Origin of the sequence: Enterobacter cloacae complex sp. IR5412, from assembly GCF_049237385.1 — a bacterium.
GTDB lineage: Bacteria > Pseudomonadota > Gammaproteobacteria > Enterobacterales > Enterobacteriaceae > Enterobacter > Enterobacter intestinihominis.
Genome location: NZ_JBMKHQ010000008.1, coordinates 185142 through 207493, shown reverse-complemented (window position 1 = coordinate 207493; position 22352 = coordinate 185142). Strand labels below are relative to the sequence as shown.

The following is a 22352-nucleotide window of genomic DNA, read 5'->3' as shown; positions in this document are numbered from 1 at the left end:
CCTGGCGGGCCGATAACTCAGTGACGAGTCCAGAAAGGCTATCCCATACAACAGGACATCCGAAATGAAGTCAGAGCAGGTTATCCAGCGGCTGAGCACTACGCCTGAGGCAAGTATTGAGAACTTGCAGGAGCATCGCTACTGGCTGCAATGTGAGCGAGCGTATACCTATCAGCCTATCTACCGTACTGACGGTCGGTTAATGGCAATTGAGGTGTTAACGGTCGTCACTCATCCATCGAACCCTTCGCAGCGTATCGCGCCGGACCGCTATTTTGCGGAGGTTGCCGTGCGTCAGCGCATCGACGTGCTGGAAGAGCAGTTGAGAATGCTGGCGACGAAGCAGGCGTTCTTCGAGCAGCACGGTATTCTGGCTTCGGTGAACGTGGATGGCCCAACCCTGATGGCGTTACGTCAGAATGCGACGCTGCAGGCGCTGATTGCCACCTTGCCGTGGATGCGCTTCGAGCTGGTGGAACATGTTCAGCTGCCGCAGGACTCCTCATTTGCCTCGATGTGTGAGTTTGGCCCGCTGTGGCTGGATGATTTCGGTACCGGTATGGCCAACTTCTCCGCCCTGAGCGAAGTGCGTTATGACTACATCAAAGTGGCCCGCGATCTGTTTATCATGCTGCGCCAGACACCGGAAGGACGGAACCTGTTTACGATGCTCCTGCAACTGATGAACCGCTATTGCCAGGGCGTCATTGTGGAAGGCGTAGAGACGCTGGAAGAGTGGCGCGACGTGCAAAATTCTCCGGCAGCGGCGGCACAGGGTTATTTCCTCTCTCGTCCTGTCCCCATGGATACCCTGGAAAAGGTGATAACCACCCTCTGATCTGCCCGCTTCCCTTTGTCTGAACTATAGTTTTAAAGGCAAGTTCATCAGGAAAGGGGACAACAATGACAAAAACAACCAGGGTGATTTCCTGGACAGCAGGGATTTTCTTGTTGCTGATCGTGGTCTTAATCATCATTATCGCCACGTTTGACTGGAACCGCCTCAAACCGACCATCAACCAGAAAGTCTCGACCGAGCTAAACCGCCCCTTCGCAATACGTGGCGATTTGGGGGTCGTGTGGGAGCGTCAGAAAGAGGAAACCGGCTGGCGAAGCTGGGTGCCCTGGCCGCACGTTCACGCTGACGACATCATTCTTGGCAACCCGCCGGACATCCCCGAAGTGACCATGATCCACCTGCCGCGCGTGGAAGCCACGCTGGCGCCGTTAGCCCTGTTAACCAAAACGGTGTATCTGCCGTGGATCAAACTTCAGCAGCCCGACGCGCGGTTGATTCGCCTGTCGGAGAAAACCAACAACTGGACGTTCGATCTCGCCAGCAGCGGCGATAAAGATCCGAATGCGCAGCCCTCTTCGTGGTCTTTCCGCCTCGACAATATTCTGTTCGATCGGGGGCGGATCGCCATTGACGATAAAGTAAGTAAGGCTGACGTGGAGATCCTCGTCGATCCGCTGGGCAAGCCGCTGCCGTTTAGCGAAGTGACGGGCAGCAAAGCCAAAGGCGATGACAGCAAAGCCGGCGATTACGTCTTCGGCCTGACAGCGAAAGGGCGCTACAACGGCCAGCCACTGACCGGTAAAGGCAAAATCGGCGGTATGCTGGCGCTCAGGAGCGAGGGTACGCCATTCCCGGTGCAGGCGGACTTCCGCTCGGGCAATACCCGCGTGGCGTTCGTGGGCACGGTTAACGACCCGATGAACATGGGCGGCGTCGACCTCCAGCTTAAGTTTGCCGGGGATTCGCTGGGTGAACTGTACGATCTCACCGGCGTGCTGCTGCCGGATACCCCGCCGTTTGAAACGGACGGGCGGCTGGTCGCAAAAATCGACGCTGAAAAATCGTCCGTCTTTGACTACCGGGGGTTCAACGGCCGCATCGGCGATAGCGATATACACGGCACGCTGACCTACACCACCGGAAAACCGCGCCCGAAACTGGAGGGGGACGTTGAATCCCGCCAGCTGCGTCTGGCCGATCTTGGTCCGCTGATTGGCGTAGATTCGGGTAAAGGCACGAAGTCAAAAGAGGTCAAAAAGGACGCTCAGCCTGCGGGTAAAGTGCTGCCCTATGACCGCTTCGAAACCGACAAGTGGGACGTAATGGATGCGGACGTGCGCTTCAAAGGACGTAAAATTGAGCATGGCAGCACGCTGCCGTTGAGCAACCTCTCGACCCATATCATCCTGAAAAACGCCGATCTGCGCCTGCAACCGCTGAAGTTTGGCATGGCCGGGGGAACCATTTCCTCGAATATCCACCTGGAGGGGGATAAAAAGCCGATGCAGGGAAGGGCGGAGATCCAGGCGCGTCGTCTGAAGCTGAAAGAGCTGATGCCGGACGTGGAGTTGATGCAGAAAACCCTCGGTGAGATGAACGGCGATGCGGATATTCGCGGCACGGGTAACTCTGTGGCCGCGCTGTTAGGCAGCGGAAACGGCAACCTGAAGCTGCTGATGAACGACGGGCTGGTGAGCCGTAACCTGATGGAGATCCTGGGGCTGAACGTCGGTAACTTCATCGTCGGACAAATCTTCGGAGACGATGAAGTGCGCGTGAACTGCGCGGCGGCAAACGTGGACCTGGTCAACGGTGTGGCGCGTCCGCAGATTTTCGCATTCGACACGGAAAACGCGGTTATCAACATCACCGGTACCGCCAGCATGGCGTCCGAGCAGCTGGATTTAACCATCGATCCGGAAAGTAAAGGCATTCGCATCATCACCCTGCGCTCGCCGCTCTACGTTCGCGGGACCTTCAAAGATCCGCAGGCGGGCGTGAAGGCCGGGCCGCTGATTGCGCGCGGTGCGGTTGCCGCCGCCCTCGCCACGCTGGTCACCCCTGCGGCGGCGCTGCTGGCGTTGATTTCGCCGTCAGAAGGCGAAGCGAATCAGTGTCGGACGATTTTGTCGCAGATGAAGAAGTAAGGTGTGGCCTGTTCTTGCCGGGTGACGCTGCGCTTACCCGGCCTACATGTGAATCGTAGGCCGGGTAAGGCGTAGCCGCCACCCGGCATTCGCTTACAGAGTCTGATGCTTAGTTTCGTGCGTCAGCAGCAGCGCAATCAGCGTCAACGCTGCCATGGCCGCCAGATAGACACCCACATAGAACAGACCATAGTTCGCCTGAAGCCACGTGGCGATATACGGGGCCACCGAGGCGCCCAGAATAGACGAAACGTTATAGGAGAACGACGCGCCGGTATAACGCACTTCAGTCGGGAACAGCTCCGGCAGCAGCGCGCCCATTGGGCCAAAGGTCAGCCCCATCAGGCTCAGACCAATCAGCAGATACGCCATCACCAGCGCAGGGCTACCTGAACCCAGCAGCGGCGGGAAGACAAACAGTGCGAACAGGATGATCAGCGAGGTGATGACGATCATGCTTGAACGACGGCCAAATTTATCCGCCAGCAGGCCCGCGATGGGCACCATCACGCCAAATCCAATAACCGCCATCATCAGCATCCACAGCACTTCGTTACGCGGCAGGCCCAGTCCGACCGGTACGGCGGCGGTACTGTAGGTCATGGAGTACACGGTCATGATATAGAACAGCGTGTAGGTCGCCAGCATGATGAACGTACCCAGCACGGTCACGCGGAGGTGTTTGGTCAGCAGCGTCCCCAGCGGAACTTTAACCTGCTTTTTCGCCGCGGCGACTTTAGCGAAGACCGGCGTCTCGTGCAGCGACACGCGCACGTACAGGCCAATCAGCACCAGCACGGCAGAGAAGACGAACGGAATACGCCAGCCCCAGCTCATGAACTGTTCATCGGTCAGCAGCCAGGAGAGGAGCAGGAAGGTGCCGTTCGCGAAGAAGAAGCCAATCGGCGCGCCCAGCTGTGGGAAAGAGCCATACAGGGCACGCTTACGCGCCGGGGCGTTCTCGGTCGCCAGCAGCGCCGCGCCGCCCCATTCCCCGCCCAGCCCCAGGCCCTGACCAAAGCGCGCCAGCGCCAGCAGCACAGGCGCCAGAATGCCGATAGTTTCATAGGTCGGCAGCAGGCCGATGGCGACGGTGGAGATCCCCATCGTCAGCAGCGAGGCAACCAGCGTCACTTTACGACCGACGCGATCGCCAAAGTGGCCAAAGACCGCTGAACCTATAGGACGCGCAACGAAGGCGATAGCAAAGGTAGCTAAAGACTGTAGCGTGGCTGCCGTCGGGTCGCCCTGTGGGAAGAAAATATGCGGAAAGACAATGACCGCAGCGGTGGCGTAAATATAAAAGTCGAAGAACTCAATGGCGGTGCCAATCAGCGATGCGACGACGACTTTATTGCGGGAGTTGACCGGAACGTGTTCCGCCCCTTCGTTAAGTGTGGTGGCTGTTGCTTGCATAATATTTTCTTATTTTTGGACGAACGAAGGGCCATATTAGGCACAGCAAAAGCGACATTTCAATCTGTAACAAAGGCGTGACATGGTCATAAAAGCAACAAAAAGCGGATAATTTTCAGGCCAGCGAAAACACTTCCATGAAATGCTTCACACATTTTAAATATCAGTCATTAAAACTGGTTTTGAGTTAAATAAAAGTTACGGTCTGGATTTATATGCTGAAATGATGAATCGGGCTGAAATATCAGCCCGACAGGACATCAGTGGTGGGTTTTTCCCGGCATGCGCGGGTCGTCTTTATACTCTGCGGTGGCGATCCACGCGGCACAGAACAGCGTCAGGCGTGCGAAGAAATAGAAGAAGGCCATCAGCCCCAGCACCGAACCAAAGGCCGCGCCGGAGGGGGACTTCACCAGCGATGGCAGCGTATAGGTCATCACAATTTTGATCACCTCAAAGCCAATGGCGGCAATCAACGTCCCACGGATCAGCGCCTTCTTGCGCGGCCGATGGCGGGGCAAACGCCAGAAGATCCAGAAGAACAGCAGGTAGTTAGCAAAGATGGAGATAGCAAGCCCTATACCGCGCCAGGCCGGTTTCAGCCATTCAATGTAGTCCAGATACAGCGCGGAGATAATCATCTGCTGCGCAGAACCGGCGACCGAGGTGATAGAGAGCGTGATGACCAGCGCCACCAGCAGACCAATCAGCGAGATAAAGTCGCGCAAATACTTCACCCATATCTTCTCCTGATCCTGCGGCGTACGCTCCCAGACGTCACGCGACTGGGCGCGAATGGCCTCACGCAGGTTGCCCATCCAGTTAACCCCGGAATAGAGCGCAATCAGCAACCCGACGATACCCACGGTGGTACGCTGCTGCACGGCGGTATTGATGGTGCTTTTGAGCGTCGTGGCGAGCGTCTGGTCGCTGACGTTGGTCAGGATCTTATTGAAGATGTCCTGCAACAGCGTCGGGTGAGACGCCAGAACAAAACCGGCGGCAGCAAACGACACCATCAGGATGGGGATCATCGACAGGAAAGAGAAGTAGGTGATCGCCGCGCCAAACTGATTTCCCATGCGGTCGTTAAAGCGCTCAGCGGCGCGGATCAGGTGAGCAATCGCGGGTATCTGCTGAATTTTTTCGGCTATGCCGGTCACGGTGCCCAGCGCTTTGCTGGTCGTTCCAGGCTCCTTCGGCGCTTCAGGCTCGTTATCCATCTTTTTGATGGGTTCATAATCTAAATGTTGAGTCGGTCGTTGCGGGTTATTTTCCGGCGTCACGCGCATTTTCCTTTTCGTTGAGCTGGATGTTACTGAATTATAGCTTGCGACTAGTCCACGTAACTTTTTGTGAGTTCGGTAAGCCACTCCATAAACACATGCACCCGACGGGAGAGGTTACGGCGGTGGGGATAAATGAGGGAGACGGGCATTGGTTCAGCCCGATATTGCGGCAGGATCTCAACGAGTTTTTTCGTGCGCAGGGCATCACGCACCCCGACGCGCGGGACCTGAATAATGCCAAGCCCGGCGATACAGGCGGCCTGGTAGGTTTCCGTGCTGTTAACCGTCAAAACGCCTCCCGTTTTTATCCACTGGGTCGCGCTGCCGTTGAAATACTCAAAACCCAGAGGACGGGTGCCCAGCGTGGCGGAGTAATGAATGAGGGCGTGTGAGCCCAAATCATCCAGCGTCTCAGGGTAGCCGAATCGCGTGAGATAATCCGGGCTGGCGCAGTTAATCACTGAAAGCTTCCCAAGCGGGCGGGCGATAAGCCCGGAGTCCTTCAAGTTTCCCACGCGAACCACGCAGTCAAATCCTTCGCGGATGACATCGACCAGACGATCGCTGCTGCTCAGCTCAAGCTCAATGCCGGGAAACTGTTGTAAAAATGCAGGCAGTTTCGGAATGACGACATTTCGTGCAATGGCAACGGGCATATCTACACGTAGCCGACCGCTGATGGTGGAAGGGTCGTGCAGAAACATGCCGTCCAGTTCGTCCAGATTCATCAGCAGATCTTTTGCGCGTTCGTAATAAACCATGCCGTCCTGCGTCAGGCTGACGCGGCGGGTAGTGCGGTGCAGCAGTTGAGTGCCAAGCGCGTTCTCCAGCGCCTGGATCTGCCGCGAGACACTCCCCTTCGGCAGGCTTAACGTCTCCGCCGCGCGGGTAAAACTCTCCAGTTCCGCGACGCGAAGGAAAAGCTGCATTGCGTATATTTTATCCATAGATATGGGTCATTGTTATTTGAAATGAAACAGTGAAGCGTTGGCGGCACTATTTATTGATTTTTTACCATCTAATAAGCTCATTCTCAATCTTCATCGCAGTCGAAACGAGGTGAATTATGCGTGAACGTATTGCATTAGTGACGGGCGGTAGCCGCGGCCTGGGTAAAAATGCGGTTTTGAAGCTTGCTGCGGAAGGGACAGATATCATCCTGACCTGGAACAGCAGTCAGCAGGAGGCGCAGGAAGTTGTACGCGAAATTGAGGGAAAAGGTAGAAAAGCGGCAGCATTGCAGCTTAACGTCGGCGATACGGCAAGTTTTGCGCGCTTCGCTCAACAGGTGAAGGAAACCCTTACACACGTCTGGCAACGTGACACCTTTGACTATTTAGTGAACAACGCAGGTACAGGGTTATACGCACCCTATACCGAGACGACAGAAGCGCAGTTTGATGATGCGGTGAATATTCACTTCAAAGGTCCGTTTTTCCTCACACAACAGCTGCTGCCGCTCATAAAAGACGGAGGACGGATCCTGAACGTCTCAAGCGGACTGGCCCGTTTTACTCAGCCAGGTTCAGGGACTTACGCGGCAATGAAAGGGGCGATGGAAGTGCTGACCCGCTATCAGGCAAAAGAGCTTGGCGTGCGCGGAATTTCCGTCAATATCATCGCGCCTGGCGCGATTGAAACCGACTTTGGAGGCGGACGCGTAAGGGATAATGCGGAGCTTAACCAGCTGCTGGCCTCGCAGACGGCGCTGGGACGGGTGGGCCTGCCCGATGATATCGGTGACGCCATTGCGGCGTTGCTCAGTGACAAACTGGGCTGGATGAATGCGCAACGTATTGAAGTTTCAGGCGGTATGTTCCTGTAATGTTCAGACTTAAGGGGGAAGGAACCCTCTTAAGGAAATCCTTAAAGCAGGTGTGTCTAAATGATGAAAGATATAAAGAGAGCTGGGTGAATTGTAACCTCTCCATTCATTGAGTTTTTTCTTAAAAAATGCCTCTGTAGAATCCCCCTTCGCTATTCTCAGAGGAGTAATACGATGCGAGTAATCATGTTTGACAGGCAGTCATTATTTATTCATGGAGCGAAGTGCAGTTTGCAGAAATTAATTCCGGAAATAGATTTGACAGGAACTCGTCAGACTGATGAATTATGGGCACACTTATCCGCGTCACCTTCCGCTATCGTCATGATAGATGGGTATTTAATTCATGATAACGGTGTGGCTTTACCGGAAGAGATTATGAATCGTTTTCCAACAGCGCGCGTGGTGCTGGTGTTAACGAAAAAAGAGCCTCGCTGGGTTGAGCAAATGCTACAGCGCAACGTGGTGGCAATAATCCCTCGTAATGCGAATCCCGAACGCTTTTCCGCCGTGCTGGATTCTGTATCGCGAGGGATGGTCTGTTTTCCCGGCGAGTGGATGAACCAGCACTCCTCTCATGATGAGCTGTCATTGTTAAGTGAGCGCCAGCGTGAGGTATTGAAATTACTGGCGGCCGGAGAGTCAAATAAAGAGATAGGTCGTAATCTCAATATCAGTGCGGCAACGGTAAAAGCCCATCTTGAGACGCTTTTCCGTCGTCTTGATGTCAAAAACCGGACGCAGGCCGCGATGTACTATACCCGGGCGACGGCCTGAAGGATCTTCTCTGGCAGAGGGGGATCTTCCCCAAAACTGAAGAGCGTTAATACCAGTGCATCATGCTGCTGTTGGGTTAATGGGCGTTTGTTCATTTCCCGCAGCAGCGACTCACATAAATGAATATCATTGAAAAGCAAATTCTCCGCCTCAGTCGGCGTGATGAGGCCGTTAAATTTTTCCCACTGGCGAATCACGTGACCGTAACCTATAACCCATATTCCCTTTTCGTCACGGTATTTCTCCAGGGAAAGACCCTGCTGTTTTTTAATTAATGCGATTGCAGCAGAAGATATCTGCATTGCATAACCCGTCATAAGCGTTTCCTCTTTATGGCGGAACTATAAAGGGAAAACAGCCCGGGGAATATCCGCCAAATGGCCGTTGATCAGGTTTTACTGAACGGATATTCCTTTTTCAGTAAACCGAATAGCCAGTCGTTATGCCATTGCCCTGAAAGGAAATAACTCTCGCGCAACTCACCTTCCAGCTGAAAACCTGTTTTTTCCAGCAGTCGCCTTGAGGCGATATTTCCCGCCGTCACGGTCGCGGTGAGCCGACGGATATTGCCCTGGGTCAGCGCGAAATCACACACCGCCCGCAGAGATTCAAAGCCGTAACCTTTCCCCTGCGCAGAGGGCGCAAAGAGAAAACCGACTTCGGCACAATCTGCTTCCCGGTGCACATAGCCGGTTACGCCCAGCGGCGTCTGGCTGGCCGTCTCACGCACCATAAGGCAGAGCCAGTGCGAGCTGCCCGGTGCCCACGGCAACAGACGAGACTCAAAGGCCTCCCGAATGTCAGCCTCGCTACGCTCATGGGCGACAAAACGCATCACGTCAGGATTTTGCTGTAGCGACAGAAAAAAGGGCCAGTCTTGCTCTTGCAGCGGCAAGCAGGTGAGACGCGCGGTGGTTAAGGCGGGCATGACGATCCTCCGGAGACATTGCAAATGATTATAGGGTTGTCACTTTATTTCAACAGAAAGTCAGGTATGTTTAACCTCCTATAAATAAAAAGAAAAACGACTTTTAATGCCGCTTTGGCGGTACTCATTGTCTCTCAAGGAAAACAATGATGATTAGCTCATCGCATCATACCCGCGAACAGTTTGAACACTGTCTGGCGGCGATCCGCCAGGCGTCTGTTGAAATCTTACTTCTGTTGAATGTACATGTTTCTGAAGGAAAAGATCCACGCTGGTTTCTGGAACAACTGGATAGCGCCCGCCTGGGGCTGGGCGGGTGGGGTGCCGTAGCCAGAAAGCTGAACCTGAATGATGCGGAAATGACGGCCATTACGCTGCAATTACGCTTGCTTCAGCAGCGCGTTCCCCAGTATGAAAGCGGGCAGGATGTCAGCGAAAACCAGCTGATTGCGGCGATGCGCTTCGTCACATCCCTTGAATATCTGCGTCTGCAACAGCCCCTTCTGACCTACGATACCGGGAGGGTGCCAGACAAGGCGAGCCAGCTCCAGGCGCAGAAACAGGTGCGTGCCATTGAGCTGATGATAAAAGGATTGATACAGCAGGCATGGCCCGATCCGGTGCGGCTGAATAATCATCTTAAGACCTTGTTTAATGCTGAACGTGTGCGTCGCTGGCTGAAAAACGGTGAAATTAATGATGTTCTGAGCGGCATGTTATTTAGTGAGCTGGCCCAGCTGCTGGTGGATAAGAAAGAATTTAGCCGCTACTACGCGTCGCTGTTTAACGCCCCGGACATGCTGACGCTGCTGGTAGAACCCCGCAAAACCCTGCAAACCTTCCTCGAAGATATCCGTCAAATCCGCAACAGCATCACCGTGCAGCAGCCGTTGAGCGGGGCGCAAATCCAGCTGCTCGACAGCTATTACACGCAGATCACCCGCTCCGTTCAGCGCGCGTTTGAGGAAGGGCGGACACGCGTTAACCCGGCGGCGCTGATGGCGGTGGATGAAAGCGAGCTGCATGCATTCTGGGAAAAGGCGCAAAAAATAGACCGCACAACAGGCGGCGATCTGTTTGAAGTGCGTGACAGCATAGAGAAACCGACTCAGCGCGCCGCGCGTACGCCAGAGCAGCGCGAACAGCTGATTTCCGGCGTGCTGTGGGGAGCGGTTGGCGTGATGGTTATCGCGATTGTCGTGGGAGGAGCCTGGCTGGTAACCAGCAGTAAACCGCAGCCGACTGTGGCCAGCACGGCATCTCCCGCGCCGGTGCAGGAGATGCGCGAAACGCCTTCCTCGCGAGAAACGCTGACGCGCATGGGTGTCACCTGGGATGAAAACAACTTCCGTTCAGCGATTAGCCGCAATGATACCCGCGTGGCGCTCCTGTTCTTGCAGGGCGGCATGGACTGGAAAATGTCATGGACGGAGGAGGCGTTGTCGGCAGGCTACGATGACGTGCTGGAAGTGATGTTGCGCTACCGCCTGCAAATGACAGAGCAAAAGCCCTGCCGACGCTTTATTAATACGCTTAGCCATGCGATGGCGAACGGCGAATCGCTGACGTCTATGCGTAAGCAGTACCTGAAAGCATTCTGTACCGTCCCGGCGGTAGTGAAACGTCAGCAGCACGACGCCGATATGGCAACGCGCCGCGCGAAGACGCAGCCCGATGCCAGTACAAAAAAATGGCAGTCCATCCAGACTGCCATTTATGAAGTGATCCGCTGATTATTTTTCCCCCTCACCCCGGCCCTCTCCCCAAAGGGGCGAGGGAGAAAAGGCCGCACCGTTAAGTCCCCTCTCCCCTCAGGGGAGAGGGTTAGGGTGAGGGGCAAGGCTCAAGGTTCACCATATAACCCAATCAACCGCCGCACCACCCCATTCGTCCAGCCGAAGCCATCCTGCAACGGATACTCCCCCCCGCCACCTTCGCGTGGCGTGCTGCTGGCGATGTGGTACTTCTCAATCAGCTTATGATGGGTTTTGTAGTAATGGTTTACCGTGTGCAGCCAGCTCCAGGCGATCTCATCCCCCAGCGAGTCGTTGCCGTACTGCTTGAACCCCTGGATCGCCATCCATTGTAGCGGTGCCCAGCCGTTCGGCTTATCCCACTGCTCACCTGTTTCATATTCGGTGGCGAGAATACCGCCCGGCGTGAGCAGACGGGCTTTAACGGCATCGGACAGCCGTTCAGCCTGCTCATGCGTCGCCATGCCCACATACAGCGGCACAATGCTGGCCGCAGAGAACAGCGCCAGGGCTTCACGGCGCCAGTCGTAATCACGATAACAGCCGTTCTCTTCGTCCCACAGATAGCGGTTCACCGCCGCGCGCCGGTCGCTGGCTTTCTGGCGGAACAGATCAGCCGTCTCTTTATCCCCTTTCGATGCTGAGATATTGGCGATAGCGCTCTCCAGTTTGAACAGGAATGCGTTCAAATCGATGGGGATAAATTGCGTCGTGCGGATACTGGCCAGCCGCGCAGGATCGCGCAGCCAGCGGGACGAGTAATCCCATCCTGAGGCTGCCCCGGCGCGCAGGTCGCGATACACCTCGTTCGGCGGACGACCGGAATGACGGGCGGTTTCAACGTCCTCAATCCAGGATTCATCCCGTGGCGTATCACGATCGTCCCAGTAGCGGTTGAGCAATGAGCCATCCGGCATGCGCACCGCACTGCGATAGGCCTGGTTGAGCAGCAGCGAGTCCGCCCCGTCCATCCAGAAGGCGTACTCCATCTTGAGATGCTCAAGATAGCGCTTCGCCCCGCGCACGCCGTCCTCTTCAAACAGCTCCACCATCAGGGCAAAAACCGGCGGCTGGGAGCGGCTGAGGTAGTAGGTGCGGTTGCCGTTCGGGATATGTCCGTAGCGCTCAATCAGCCAGGCGAAGTTATCGGCCATGCATTTCAGCAGATCGTTACGACCGCTTTCTGCCAGCCCCAGCATGGAGAAATAAGAATCCCAGTAGTAGGTCTCGCTGAATCGCCCGCCGGGCACAATATAGGCCTGCGGCAGCGCCAGCAGCGACGACCACGGGATGTGATCCTGCGGCTCGCGCGTCAGCACCGGCCACAGGTTATCAATGTGTTCTTTCAGGGAGAAGCCGGGATCAGAGACATACTCTTTACTGTAGTCCTCCGGCAGCCAGAAGTGATTCTCCACAAAGCGCGCCAGGTCAAAATCCCGATGACGACGCACTTTACGGTAGCGGATCAGGATATCCAGCGGGTCCATTTTCGGCGCGCAGTCTGGGAAAGTTTTGCTGTCCGCAAACAGCCGTGTCGACTGCACATGTTCGAACAGTTCAAGATAACGATCGGCAGGCGTCAGGGCATCGGAGGCAGGTAGCCCCTCGATCATTTCGGGTTCCGGCTCCGCCTCAATCATTTCATCCAGTTTCAACTCGCAGGGATCGGTCTCGTAGCGCAGCTCTTCTGCAATCTCGAACTCGATGTTCTCGGTAGCCTGTAGTTTCTGGTTGAACATGGTGATAAGGACCTCCGGTTGTGTGTTCTAAAAGACAGGTTTTTCCGGGCGTCTTATAAGCGTAGACATTCGCTTCGGTGGATGTGGAGGGATATGTGCGGTAGATCACGATTTTCGGAGCATTCGTTTTGCAACGATTTATGAATGTTAAAAAAATGCCCCTTTGAAGAGGGGCATCAATATCAACGCATTGTTACAAACTCTTCTGCCGCAGTGGGGTGGATCGCCACGGTGTTATCGAAGTCTTTTTTCGTTGCGCCCATCTTCAGCGCCACTGCGAAGCCCTGCAGGATCTCGTCCATGCCAAAGCCTATGCCGTGGATGCCAACGATCTTCTCGTCCGGGCCCACACAGACCAGCTTCATGCGGCACGGCTGACGGTGCGAGGTGACCGCGGTATACATCGCGGTAAACGCCGATTTATACACTTTCACCTGATCGTCGCCGTACTGCTCGCGCGCCTGCGGCTCGGTTAAGCCGACGGTGCCGATTGGCGGGTGGCTGAAGACCACGGTCGGGATGTTGCTGTAATCCAGATGTTCGTCCGGCTTGTTGTTAAACAGACGCTCGGAAAGACGACGCCCCGCGGCCACGGCAACCGGCGTCAGTTCTACGGCACCTGTGTTATCACCAACGGCATAAATACCCGGTACGCTGGTATTCTGGAACTTATCAACGACGATGTAGCCTTTTTCATTGGTTTTCACCCCGGTTGCGGCCAGGTTGAAGTTGTCGGTGGCCGGTTCACGACCAATCGCCCAGATCAGGCAATCAACGGTCTGGCTGCGGCCATCTTCCAGTTCCAGGGTCAGGCTACCGTCCGCATTTTTAACCACCGCTTTTGGCACGGCGTTGGTGTGCAGGGTTGGGCCTTCGGCGTTCATCACCTCGACCAGCGTGTCGACGATTAGCGGATCAAAGCTACGCAGCGGCGCGTGTTTACGCACAAACAGGTGCGCTTCCGCCCCAAGGCCGTTAATCACGCCAGCAAGCTCAACCGCGATGTAACCCGCGCCTACAATGGCAACGCGCTCTGGCAGAGCAGGCAGCTCGAAGAACCCGTCGGAGTCGATGCCGTATTCCGCGCCCGGAATGTTCGGATGGCTCGGACGGCCACCGGTGGCGATCAGGATGTGATCGGCGGTGATCGTCTCGCCGTTCACTTCGATCGTCTTCGCATCCACGAAACGGGCGAAGCCGCGGATCACGTCGACGTTATTCTTGCCCAGCACGTTATCGTACGAGGTGTGAATACGGTCGATATAGGCGGTACGGCTGGCGATCAGCTTATCCCAGTCGAAGTGGTTGATGGTGGTGTCAAAGCCGTAGTCCGGGCCATACATATGGATAGCTTCACGGATTTGCGCGGCATGCCACATCACTTTCTTCGGTACACAACCCACGTTTACGCAGGTGCCGCCGAGTTCTTTGGCTTCAATCAGCGCACACTTCTGGCCGTACATGGCCGCACGGTTGATGGAGGCGATGCCGCCGCTGCCGCCGCCGATTGCGATGTAGTCATAATGCTTAGTCATAGCTTTTGTCCTTAATCGTGAATTGCCGCGATTGTATACCTGAAATCAATAGGTTCCACCGATGGCTGCGATTACTCCGGCACGATCCAGCTTACGGTGGCGTGGCCCGTACCGGCTGGCACCAGCGTTTTGTGCAGCCACGGCAGCACGTTGTTCATCTGCGCTTCGAGCTTCCACGGCGGGTTAATCACAATCATGCCGGACGCGGTCATGCCGCGCTGGTCGCTGTCGGGCCGCACCGCCAGCTCAATCTGCAGGATTTTGCGGATGCCGGTCGCCTCCAGATCCTTGATCATGCGTTTAATTTGCGCGCGCAGCACTACCGGATACCACAGGGCATAGGTTCCGGTCGCAAAGCGTTTGTAACCTTCGTTGATACCGGCCACCACCGCCTGATAGTCGGTTTTGATTTCGTACGGCGGGTCGATCAGCACCAGGCCGCGACGCGAAACCGGCGGTAGTTTGGCTTTTAGCTGCTGGTAGCCATCGGCTTTGTCCACGCGGGCGCGGTTATCTTTCTGAAACTCAGCGCGCAGCAGCGGGAAGTCGCTTGGGTGCAGCTCGGTCAACTGGAGGCTGTCCTGCTCGCGCAGCAGCTGGCGGGCAATCAGCGGAGAGCCAGGGTAATAGCGCAGCTGGCCGTTGCGGTTGAAATGATTCACCACGCCGATGTACGGCTCCAGTTCGGCAGGCAGATCGTCCTGCTGCCAGATACGGGCGATGCCTTCCAGATATTCACCGGTACGCTCGGCATGTTCGCCGCTCAGCTGATAACGGCCCGCCCCCGCGTGGGTGTCCAGGTAGAGAAACGGCTTGTCTTTCTCTTTAAGCGCTTCAATGATCAGGCTCTGAACGGTGTGTTTAAGGACGTCGGCGTGGTTGCCAGCGTGGAAGCTGTGGCGATAACTGAGCATGGGTAATGATTTTCCGCTGAATTGACGATTTTCCACAGTTTACAGCAGAACGGCACAGATTACCCGTAGGCCCGGTAAGCACAGCGCCACAGGGCGTTTTTCGACAACCTCCGGCATTGAAATCCTCTACACTTAACCCCATTACAGAAAACAATATGCACAGCGCCGGATGCGCGCTTCATTCATCTATTTCAACAGGACAGCGTTTATGACCAATCCATTACTGACGCCTTTTTCGTTGCCACCGTTTTCTAAAATCCTCCCTGAGCATGTGGTTCCAGCCGTTACCCAGTCGCTGGAAAACTGCCGCGCGGCGGTAGAGAACGTGGTCGCGCAGGGCGCGCCGTACACCTGGGAAAATCTGTGTCAGCCGCTGGCCGAAGTGGACGACGTGCTGGGGCGCATTTTCTCCCCGGTGAGCCACCTGAACTCGGTGAAAAACAGCCCGGAGCTGCGTGAAGCCTACGAACAGACCCTGCCGCTGCTCTCCGAGTACAGCACCTGGGTCGGCCAGCACGAGGGGCTCTACAAAGCCTACCGCGACCTGCGCGACGGCGACCATTATGCCGAACTGAACACGGCGCAGAAAAAATCGGTCGATAACGCGCTGCGTGATTTCGAACTGTCCGGGATTGGCCTGCCAAAAGAAAAACAGGTTCGCTACGGCGAAATCGCTGCGCGCCTGTCCGAGCTGGGCAACCAGTACAGCAACAACGTCCTCGACGCCACCATGGGCTGGACGAAGCTGATTACCGATGAATCCGAACTGGCCGGTATGCCGGAAAGTGCGCTGGCGGCGGCAAAAGCCCAGGCCGAAGCGAAAGAGCAGGAAGGCTTCCTGTTAACGCTGGATATCCCAAGCTATCTGCCGGTGATGACCTACTGCGACAACCAGGCCCTGCGCGAAGAGATGTACCGCGCCTACAGCACCCGCGCCTCCGATCAGGGGCCGAATGCCGGTAAGTGGGATAACAGCCCGGTGATGGCGGAGATCCTCGCCCTGCGCCACGAGCTGGCACAGCTGCTGGGCTTCGACAGCTACGCGGATAAATCCCTCGCCACCAAAATGGCCGAGAACCCACAGCAGGTGCTCGACTTCCTGACCGATCTGGCGAAACGCGCCCGTCCTCAGGGTGAAAAAGAGTTAGCTCAGCTGCGCGCCTTTGCGAAAGCGGAGTTCGGCGTGGACGAGCTTCAGCCGTGGGATATCGCATACTACAGCGAAAAACAGAAACAGCACCTCTACAGCATCAGCGACGAACAACTGCGTCCGTACTTCCCGGAAAACAAAGCCGTCAACGGTCTGTTCGAGGTAGTGAAGCGCATCTACGGCATTACCGCGAAAGAGCGTACCGACATCGACGTCTGGCATCCGGACGTGCGCTTCTTCGAGCTGTATGACGAGAACAACGAGCTGCGCGGCAGCTTCTATCTCGATCTCTACGCGCGTGAGAACAAGCGCGGCGGGGCGTGGATGGACGACTGCGTGGGCCAGATGCGTAAAGCGGATGGTTCCCTGCAAAAACCTGTCGCCTACCTGACCTGTAACTTCAACCGTCCGGTGAGCGGCAAACCTGCGCTGTTTACCCACGATGAAGTGATCACCCTGTTCCACGAGTTCGGTCACGGCCTGCACCACATGCTGACCCGCATCGAAACCGCTGGCGTCGCCGGTATCAGCGGTGTGCCATGGGATGCGGTCGAGCTGCCAAGCCAGTTTATGGAGAACTGGTGCTGGGAGCCGGACGCGCTGGCGTTTATCTCCGGTCATTACGAAACGGGCGAACCGCTGCCGAAAGAACTGCTGGATAAAATGCTGGAGGCGAAAAACTACCAGGCGGCGATGTTTATCCTGCGTCAGCTGGAGTTCGGCCTGTTCGACTTCCGCCTGCACGCCGAGTTCAGCCCGGAGCAGGGGGCGAAAATCCTCGAAACCCTGGCTGAGATTAAAAAGCAGGTTGCCGTCATTCCAGGCCCGACCTGGGGACGCTTCCCGCACGCGTTCAGCCATATCTTTGCAGGCGGGTACGCCGCAGGCTACTACAGCTACCTGTGGGCCGACGTGCTGGCGGCGGATGCCTTCTCGCGCTTCGAAGAAGAGGGGATTTTCAACCGCGAAACCGGTCAGTCGTTCCTCGACAACATCCTGACCCGCGGCGGTTCAGAAGAGCCTATGGAGCTGTTCAAACGCTTCCGTGGCCGCGAGCCGCAGCTGGATGCGATGCTGGAGCATTACGGAATCAAAGGCTGATTGCTACGTGAAGATCTGCTTAGTAGATGAAACAGGCGCCGGTGACGGCGCCTTATCTGTTCTGGCGGCCCGCTGGGAGCTGGAACATGATGAAGAGAACCTGATGGCGCTGGTGATGACGCCGGAACATCTGGAGCTGCGCAAGCGCGATGAGCCAAAGCTTGGCGGGATTTTTGTCGATTTTGTCGGCGGCGCGATGGCGCACCGGCGTAAGTTCGGCGGCGGTCGCGGCGAAGCGGTGGCCAAGGCGGTTGGCATTAAAGGGAACTATCTTCCGGACGTGGTGGACGCCACGGCGGGGCTGGGGCGCGATGCGTTTGTGCTGGCCTCGGTGGGCTGCCGTGTGCGGATGCTGGAGCGTAATCCGGTTGTCGCCGCGCTGCTCGACGACGGGCTGACGCGAGGCTATGCGGACCCGGAAATCGGCTCGTGGTTACAGGAACGTTTGCAACTTATTCATGCCTCCAGCCTGACGGCGCTGACCGATATCACCCCGCGCCCGCAGGTGGTCTATCTCGACCCGATGTTCCCGCATAAGCAGAAAAGCGCGCTGGTGAAGAAAGAGATGCGGGTGTTTCAGTCGTTGGTGGGGCCAGATTTAGATGCCGATGGCCTGCTGGAGCCGGCTCGTCAACTGGCGACGAAGCGGGTGGTGGTGAAACGTCCTGACTATGCGCCGCCGCTGGCGGACGTTGCGACCACTAACGCGGTGACCACCAAAGGGCATCGCTTTGATATCTACTCAGGTACGCCGGAATAAAAAAAGCCGGGTGGCGACTTCGCCTTGCCCGGCCTACATTCAGTGCCGCTTGTAGGCCCGGTATGCGTTAGCGCCACCGGGCTTTTTTGCACTTACTCGTCTTCTTCGTCACGCAGTGGAACAATCAGCATATCCACGTGTACGGTGTTAATCAGCTGACGTGCGGAAGACATCAGTTTGCTCCAGAAGTCCTGATGGTGACCGCATACCACCAGGTCCATATCGTATTTCTTAATCGCATCAACCAGCACCTGGCCCAGATCGCCGCTACCGCTTAAGGTTTCAGTGATTGGATAGCCCGCGTTGGTAGAAAGCTCGCTCAGCGCGTGGTGAGTCTCTTCGGAGATTCGTTTCTGCATATCGCCGAGATTCACGTCGATCAGACCGGTGTAGAGGTCGGAGTAATTCACATCAACATGAATCAGCGAAACTTTCGCGTTGTAGGGACGTGCCATGGATACTGCTTTATCAACCAGCACTTTACTCTCCGGGGAGAGGTCTACCGCGATAAGAATGTGTTTGTAAGCCATAGTGTTACTCCTTCCTTAAGTTATCGATGACTAAATGGGAAAGCCGTCGTCTGATGCTTTCATTACGGCCCAGTTAAACATATTTTTCAAGCTTTGGTGTTGATAACGATTAACCTTGTGGCAAAAAAATTAACGGATCTCCTACACTATTTAATGAGCCGTTCGGATATTAAAACGCGAACCGGATCGACTTTTAGTCATTCTTTCACTGAACTGTCTGTCAGGGCATTGGGGTGCGGTAGCTCAGGAGCCTTGCTTCGTGGGTGGACGCCGGGGAGGATGTATGATTAGCACCGTCGCATTGTTTTGGGCGTTATGCGTGGTTTGCATAGTGAATATGGCGCGCTACTTCTCATCGTTACGTGCGCTGTTAGTGGTACTTCGTGGTTGCGATCCGTTGCTTTATCAATATGTGGACGGTGGAGGGTTCTTCACCTCGCACGGACAGCCCAGCAAGCAGATGCGTCTGGTGGGGTATATCTACTACCAGCGCTACCGCGATCACCACGATGAAGAGTTTATCCGTCGCTGCGAGCGCCTGCGTCGTCAGTTCATTTTGACCAGCGCCCTGTGTGGTCTGGTTGTGGTGAGTATGATTGCGCTGATGATATGGCACTGAGCATAAAAAAAGCGGGCCAGTTTCCTGACCCGCTTTTTTGTCGCCTTCAGCCGATTAAATTAGCTTCAGCGAAATCCAGTACAGACCGCCAGACAGCAGGATGGACGCCGGGAGGGTGAACACCCAGGCCATCAGAATGTTGGTCACGGTTTTACGCTGCAAACCGCCGCCGTCAACAATCATGGTACCTGCCACGGACGAAGAGAGTACGTGGGTGGTGGAGACTGGCATACCGGTGTAGCTCGCCAGACCGATAGACACTGCCGCCGTCATCTGCGCGGACATGCCCTGAGCATAGGTCATGCCTTTCTTACCGATCTTCTCACCGATGGTGGTCGCCACACGACGCCAGCCAATCATCGTACCGATACCCAGCGCCAACGCGACCGCCATGATGATCCAGATTGGCGCGTACTCAATGGTGTTGAGCATATCGCCTTTCAGTTTCTTCAGCAGACGCTTATCGTCAGCATTGACCTCTGGCAGCTTCGCGACTTTATCGGTCACGTCGGAGATACAGAGCATGATACGACGCAGCTGACCACGCTGTTCTACAGCCAGTTTGTCGTAGCTTTCGATATCGGCCAGCATGCCTTTCGCACGTTCCAGCGCGTTAATCGCGTTTGCCGGGTGGCAATGGAACTCGCCCGGTGCAGTCAGTGCGCCAGAGTCAGGAGAAGGGATCAACTGGTCTACGCCGGTCGCTTTCTTCAGCAAATCAGGATGCTGCTGGAAGTAAGTCTCAACGTTGTTTACCGCATCACGGGTACGGGTGATCTCATAGCCAGAGGCGTTCATGTTAACCACGAAGCCTGCCGGTGCGACGCCAATCAGAACCAGCATCACCAGACCGATACCTTTCTGACCATCGTTCGCGCCATGAGAGAAGGCGACGCCGATAGCGGAAATGATCAGCGCGATACGCGTCCAGAACGGTGGCTTTTTCTTGCCGTCTTTCTTCTCACGCTCTGCTGGCGTCAGGTGGATACGTGCACGTTTCTTCGTGTTGCTCCAGTAGCGACGCAGGATGAAAATCAATCCACCTGCTACCACCAGACCGACGATAGGGGAGATGATCAGAGAGCCGAAAATACCCAGTACTTTAGGAAGGTTCAGCGCATCAACAACCGATGTACCGGTCATCAGGGCGTTAGTTAAACCGATACCGATAATCGCGCCGATAAGGGTGTGAGAGCTGGATGCCGGCAGGCCGAAATACCAGGTACCGAGGTTCCAGATAATCGCAGCAAGCAGCATTGAGAACACCATGGCCAGGCCATGACCGGAACTCACGTTAAGCAGCAGATCCGTTGGCAGCATATGCACAATGGCATAGGCAACGCTCAGTCCGCCCAGGAGGACACCAAAAAAGTTAAATACCGCCGCCATAACGACCGCAAGCTGCGATCGCATTGCGCGAGTGTAGATAACCGTTGCAACTGCGTTTGCAGTGTCGTGGAAGCCATTGATCGCTTCGTAAAACAGCACAAAAACCAGAGCAAGCAATAATAAAAGCCCGGTATGTAAATCCAGGCCGGCAAACAAATGTAGCATAGGACGTTACGCCATTTTGAGGACATGAACGCGGCGCATTATCCAGGACAAATGCGCAACGGGCAAAGTGAAATATAGACTTTTTTTGACATACCACCTGATTTGAGAAATGTGCCTGAATAGATAATCTTTAAATATCAATGAAATGGCTTTGTAATATCTTTTTGCGCTGGTGCGACCACTGAGGAAACTTTACAATCCGCGGCAGTTAACGAAGAGGATTTTGACGTGGAAAGGTTTGATGCCGTAGTAATTGGCGCCGGTGCGGCGGGTATGTTTTGTGCGGCAATGGCCGGACAAGCGGGTCGTCGTGTGCTGCTGCTGGATAACGGAAAAAAGCCTGGCCGCAAGATCCTGATGTCCGGTGGCGGGCGCTGCAATTTCACTAATCTTTATGTCGAGCCTGCGGCCTATTTGAGCCAGAACCGTCATTTTTGTAAATCTGCGCTGGCGCGCTACACGCAGTGGGATTTCATCGAACTGGTGGGTAAACACGCTATCGCGTGGCATGAGAAGACGCTGGGACAGCTGTTCTGCGACGACTCTGCCCAGCAAATCGTGGATATGCTGGTGGCCGAGTGCGAGAAAGGCGGCGTAGTCATGCGCCTGCGCACCGAAGTGTTGGACGTCGCCCGTAACGAGCAAGGGTACACGCTGCAACTCAACGGCGAAACCGTCAGCGCCGATAACCTGGTGATCGCCAGCGGCGGCCTCTCGATGCCGGGGCTGGGTGCCTCACCGTTCGGCTACAAAATCGCCGAGCAGTTTGGCCTGAAAGTATTACCCACGCGCGCCGGGCTGGTGCCGTTCACGCTGCATAAGCCGCTGCTGGAACAGCTTCAGACGCTCTCCGGCGTGTCTGTGCCGTCGGTCATTACGGCCGAAGACGGCACGGTGTTCCGCGAAAACCTGCTCTTTACCCATCGCGGTCTCTCGGGGCCAGCGGTATTGCAGATCTCCAGCTACTGGCAGCCGGGGGAGTTTGTCTCCGTAAACCTGGTGCCGGACTGCGATCTGGACGCCTTCCTCAATGAGCAACGCGCCGCGCACCCGAATCAAAGCCTGAAAAATACCCTGGCGATGCAGCTGCCGAAGCGTCTCGTGGAGTGCTTGCAGGTGTTAGGGCAAATTCCGGATGTTGCGCTTAAGCAGCTCAACAGCCGCGAGCAGGACACGCTGGTGGAGACGCTGACGAACTGGCGCGTACAGCCAAACGGCACCGAAGGCTACCGCACGGCGGAAGTGACGCTGGGCGGCGTGGATACAAACGAACTCTCATCCCGCACGATGGAAGCCCGCAACGTGCCGGGTCTTTATTTCATTGGTGAAGTGATGGACGTAACCGGCTGGCTCGGCGGGTATAACTTCCAGTGGGCGTGGGCCAGTGCCTGGGCATGCGCGCAGGCACTCGCTGATGTCCGAGGACAATAAAGTTGTACACAAAGCACTAAAGTTGTAACCATTCTCAAAAAACGACGCTAATGTTGTATAATTACTGAATGTGTGGTTATAGGG

19 protein-coding genes are annotated in these 22352 nt (G+C 55.8%); 9 read left to right on the top strand and 10 right to left on the bottom strand.

The annotated features are described in order from the left end of the window. Positions 1-64 precede the first annotated feature (64 nt). Positions 65-838 carry a cyclic-guanylate-specific phosphodiesterase gene (pdeH, locus tag ACOTX2_RS16110; RefSeq protein WP_015571521.1) on the top strand — a complete coding sequence of 258 codons (774 nt, stop codon included), beginning with the start codon at positions 65-67 and terminating at the stop codon, positions 836-838. Between the two features lie 65 nt (positions 839-903). Continuing rightward, a complete protein-coding gene (locus ACOTX2_RS16105; RefSeq protein WP_023298835.1) occupies positions 904-2946 on the top strand; it encodes an AsmA family protein in 2043 nt (680 codons plus the stop codon). A gap of 93 nt (positions 2947-3039) precedes the next feature. Here the strand turns inward: ACOTX2_RS16105 and ACOTX2_RS16100 are convergent, their stop codons facing one another. The 3 genes from ACOTX2_RS16100 to ACOTX2_RS16090 all read right to left on the bottom strand — a co-directional run bounded on the left by ACOTX2_RS16100 (position 3040) and on the right by ACOTX2_RS16090 (position 6598). Further along, the gene (locus ACOTX2_RS16100; RefSeq protein WP_022649720.1) at positions 3040-4362 is read right to left on the bottom strand and encodes an MFS transporter; all 1323 of its coding nucleotides are present in this window, start codon (positions 4360-4362) and stop codon (positions 3040-3042) included. Positions 4363-4622: 260 nt separating this feature from the next. Beyond that, complete coding sequence (gene yhjD / locus ACOTX2_RS16095) at positions 4623-5648, bottom strand: inner membrane protein YhjD (RefSeq protein WP_022649719.1); 1026 nt, start codon at positions 5646-5648, stop codon at positions 4623-4625. 50 nt (positions 5649-5698) lie between these two features. After that, the gene (locus ACOTX2_RS16090; protein ID WP_032621978.1) at positions 5699-6598 is read right to left on the bottom strand and encodes a LysR family transcriptional regulator; all 900 of its coding nucleotides are present in this window, start codon (positions 6596-6598) and stop codon (positions 5699-5701) included. 119 nt (positions 6599-6717) lie between these two features. On the opposite strand from ACOTX2_RS16090, the gene ACOTX2_RS16085 reads away from it, so the two are divergent. Together ACOTX2_RS16085 and ACOTX2_RS16080 are read left to right on the top strand one after the other, a co-directional pair. Then, a complete protein-coding gene (locus ACOTX2_RS16085) occupies positions 6718-7476 on the top strand; it encodes an SDR family NAD(P)-dependent oxidoreductase (RefSeq protein WP_023298834.1) in 759 nt (252 codons plus the stop codon). A gap of 174 nt (positions 7477-7650) precedes the next feature. Then, complete coding sequence (locus ACOTX2_RS16080; protein WP_022649715.1) at positions 7651-8253, top strand: response regulator transcription factor; 603 nt, start codon at positions 7651-7653, stop codon at positions 8251-8253. On the opposite strand, the gene ACOTX2_RS16075 is transcribed toward ACOTX2_RS16080, so the two are convergent. Continuing rightward, positions 8232-8570, bottom strand: coding sequence for a lysozyme (locus ACOTX2_RS16075; protein WP_063148102.1), 339 nt, complete (start codon positions 8568-8570; stop codon positions 8232-8234). The two genes, ACOTX2_RS16080 and ACOTX2_RS16075, sit on opposite strands and share 22 nt — an antisense overlap. A 71-nt stretch (positions 8571-8641) precedes the next feature. Further along, positions 8642-9181, bottom strand: a complete 540-nt coding sequence (locus tag ACOTX2_RS16070) for a GNAT family N-acetyltransferase (protein ID WP_063148103.1) — start codon at positions 9179-9181, stop codon at positions 8642-8644. A 146-nt stretch (positions 9182-9327) separates the two neighbouring features. On the opposite strand from ACOTX2_RS16070, the gene ACOTX2_RS16065 reads away from it, so the two are divergent. Then, the gene (locus tag ACOTX2_RS16065; protein ID WP_063148104.1) at positions 9328-10914 is read left to right on the top strand and encodes an STY4199 family HEPN domain-containing protein; all 1587 of its coding nucleotides are present in this window, start codon (positions 9328-9330) and stop codon (positions 10912-10914) included. A 110-nt stretch (positions 10915-11024) separates the two neighbouring features. Here ACOTX2_RS16065 and ACOTX2_RS16060 read toward each other — a convergent pair whose 3' ends face one another. From ACOTX2_RS16060 to ACOTX2_RS16050, 3 genes are all read right to left on the bottom strand, one after another. Then, positions 11025-12674: an alpha,alpha-trehalase gene (locus tag ACOTX2_RS16060; protein WP_032626866.1), complete on the bottom strand. Its 1650-nt coding sequence runs from the start codon at positions 12672-12674 to the stop codon at positions 11025-11027. Between the two features lie 182 nt (positions 12675-12856). Beyond that, entirely contained in the window at positions 12857-14209 is a 1353-nt protein-coding gene (gorA, locus tag ACOTX2_RS16055; protein WP_022649710.1) for a glutathione-disulfide reductase, read from the bottom strand. Positions 14210-14280: 71 nt separating this feature from the next. After that, positions 14281-15123 (bottom strand): 23S rRNA (adenine(2030)-N(6))-methyltransferase RlmJ, encoded by an 843-nt coding sequence (locus tag ACOTX2_RS16050; RefSeq protein ID WP_022649709.1) that lies wholly within the window; start codon positions 15121-15123, stop codon positions 14281-14283. A gap of 208 nt (positions 15124-15331) precedes the next feature. Here ACOTX2_RS16050 and prlC point away from each other — a divergent pair, with 208 nt between their 5' ends. Further along, positions 15332-17374 (top strand): oligopeptidase A, encoded by a 2043-nt coding sequence (gene prlC, locus ACOTX2_RS16045; RefSeq protein ID WP_063148106.1) that lies wholly within the window; start codon positions 15332-15334, stop codon positions 17372-17374. A 7-nt stretch (positions 17375-17381) separates the two neighbouring features. Continuing rightward, positions 17382-18134, top strand: coding sequence for a 16S rRNA (guanine(1516)-N(2))-methyltransferase RsmJ (rsmJ, locus tag ACOTX2_RS16040; protein ID WP_063148107.1), 753 nt, complete (start codon positions 17382-17384; stop codon positions 18132-18134). 92 nt (positions 18135-18226) lie between these two features. On the opposite strand, the gene uspA is transcribed toward rsmJ, so the two are convergent. After that, positions 18227-18664 (bottom strand): universal stress protein UspA, encoded by a 438-nt coding sequence (gene uspA / locus ACOTX2_RS16035; protein ID WP_003861223.1) that lies wholly within the window; start codon positions 18662-18664, stop codon positions 18227-18229. Positions 18665-18947: 283 nt separating this feature from the next. Here uspA and uspB point away from each other — a divergent pair, with 283 nt between their 5' ends. Continuing rightward, on the top strand, positions 18948-19283 hold the full coding sequence (gene uspB / locus ACOTX2_RS16030) for a universal stress protein UspB (protein WP_003861224.1): 336 nt from the start codon (positions 18948-18950) through the stop codon (positions 19281-19283). Between the two features lie 54 nt (positions 19284-19337). Here uspB and pitA read toward each other — a convergent pair whose 3' ends face one another. Continuing rightward, positions 19338-20837 carry an inorganic phosphate transporter PitA gene (gene pitA, locus ACOTX2_RS16025; protein WP_022649706.1) on the bottom strand — a complete coding sequence of 500 codons (1500 nt, stop codon included), beginning with the start codon at positions 20835-20837 and terminating at the stop codon, positions 19338-19340. A gap of 228 nt (positions 20838-21065) precedes the next feature. On the opposite strand from pitA, the gene ACOTX2_RS16020 reads away from it, so the two are divergent. Next, entirely contained in the window at positions 21066-22268 is a 1203-nt protein-coding gene (locus ACOTX2_RS16020) for an NAD(P)/FAD-dependent oxidoreductase (protein WP_063148108.1), read from the top strand. The last annotated feature ends 84 nt before the right edge of the window (positions 22269-22352 follow it).

What these genes read in the sequence shown, in the direction of transcription:
- pdeH (WP_015571521.1), top strand. Translation starts at nt 65, where the DNA reads ATGAAGTCAGAGCAGGTTATCCAGCGGCTGAGCACTACGCCTGAGGCA.
- ACOTX2_RS16105 (WP_023298835.1), top strand. Translation starts at nt 904, where the DNA reads ATGACAAAAACAACCAGGGTGATTTCCTGGACAGCAGGGATTTTCTTG.
- ACOTX2_RS16100 (WP_022649720.1), bottom strand. Translation starts at nt 4,362, where the DNA reads ATGCAAGCAACAGCCACCACACTTAACGAAGGGGCGGAACACGTTCCG.
- ACOTX2_RS16090 (WP_032621978.1), bottom strand. Translation starts at nt 6,598, where the DNA reads ATGGATAAAATATACGCAATGCAGCTTTTCCTTCGCGTCGCGGAACTG.
- ACOTX2_RS16085 (WP_023298834.1), top strand. Translation starts at nt 6,718, where the DNA reads ATGCGTGAACGTATTGCATTAGTGACGGGCGGTAGCCGCGGCCTGGGT.
- ACOTX2_RS16080 (WP_022649715.1), top strand. Translation starts at nt 7,651, where the DNA reads ATGCGAGTAATCATGTTTGACAGGCAGTCATTATTTATTCATGGAGCG.
- ACOTX2_RS16075 (WP_063148102.1), bottom strand. Translation starts at nt 8,570, where the DNA reads ATGACGGGTTATGCAATGCAGATATCTTCTGCTGCAATCGCATTAATT.
- ACOTX2_RS16070 (WP_063148103.1), bottom strand. Translation starts at nt 9,181, where the DNA reads ATGCCCGCCTTAACCACCGCGCGTCTCACCTGCTTGCCGCTGCAAGAG.
- ACOTX2_RS16065 (WP_063148104.1), top strand. Translation starts at nt 9,328, where the DNA reads ATGATGATTAGCTCATCGCATCATACCCGCGAACAGTTTGAACACTGT.
- ACOTX2_RS16060 (WP_032626866.1), bottom strand. Translation starts at nt 12,674, where the DNA reads ATGTTCAACCAGAAACTACAGGCTACCGAGAACATCGAGTTCGAGATT.
- gorA (WP_022649710.1), bottom strand. Translation starts at nt 14,209, where the DNA reads ATGACTAAGCATTATGACTACATCGCAATCGGCGGCGGCAGCGGCGGC.
- ACOTX2_RS16050 (WP_022649709.1), bottom strand. Translation starts at nt 15,123, where the DNA reads ATGCTCAGTTATCGCCACAGCTTCCACGCTGGCAACCACGCCGACGTC.
- prlC (WP_063148106.1), top strand. Translation starts at nt 15,332, where the DNA reads ATGACCAATCCATTACTGACGCCTTTTTCGTTGCCACCGTTTTCTAAA.
- uspA (WP_003861223.1), bottom strand. Translation starts at nt 18,664, where the DNA reads ATGGCTTACAAACACATTCTTATCGCGGTAGACCTCTCCCCGGAGAGT.
- uspB (WP_003861224.1), top strand. Translation starts at nt 18,948, where the DNA reads ATGATTAGCACCGTCGCATTGTTTTGGGCGTTATGCGTGGTTTGCATA.
- pitA (WP_022649706.1), bottom strand. Translation starts at nt 20,837, where the DNA reads ATGCTACATTTGTTTGCCGGCCTGGATTTACATACCGGGCTTTTATTA.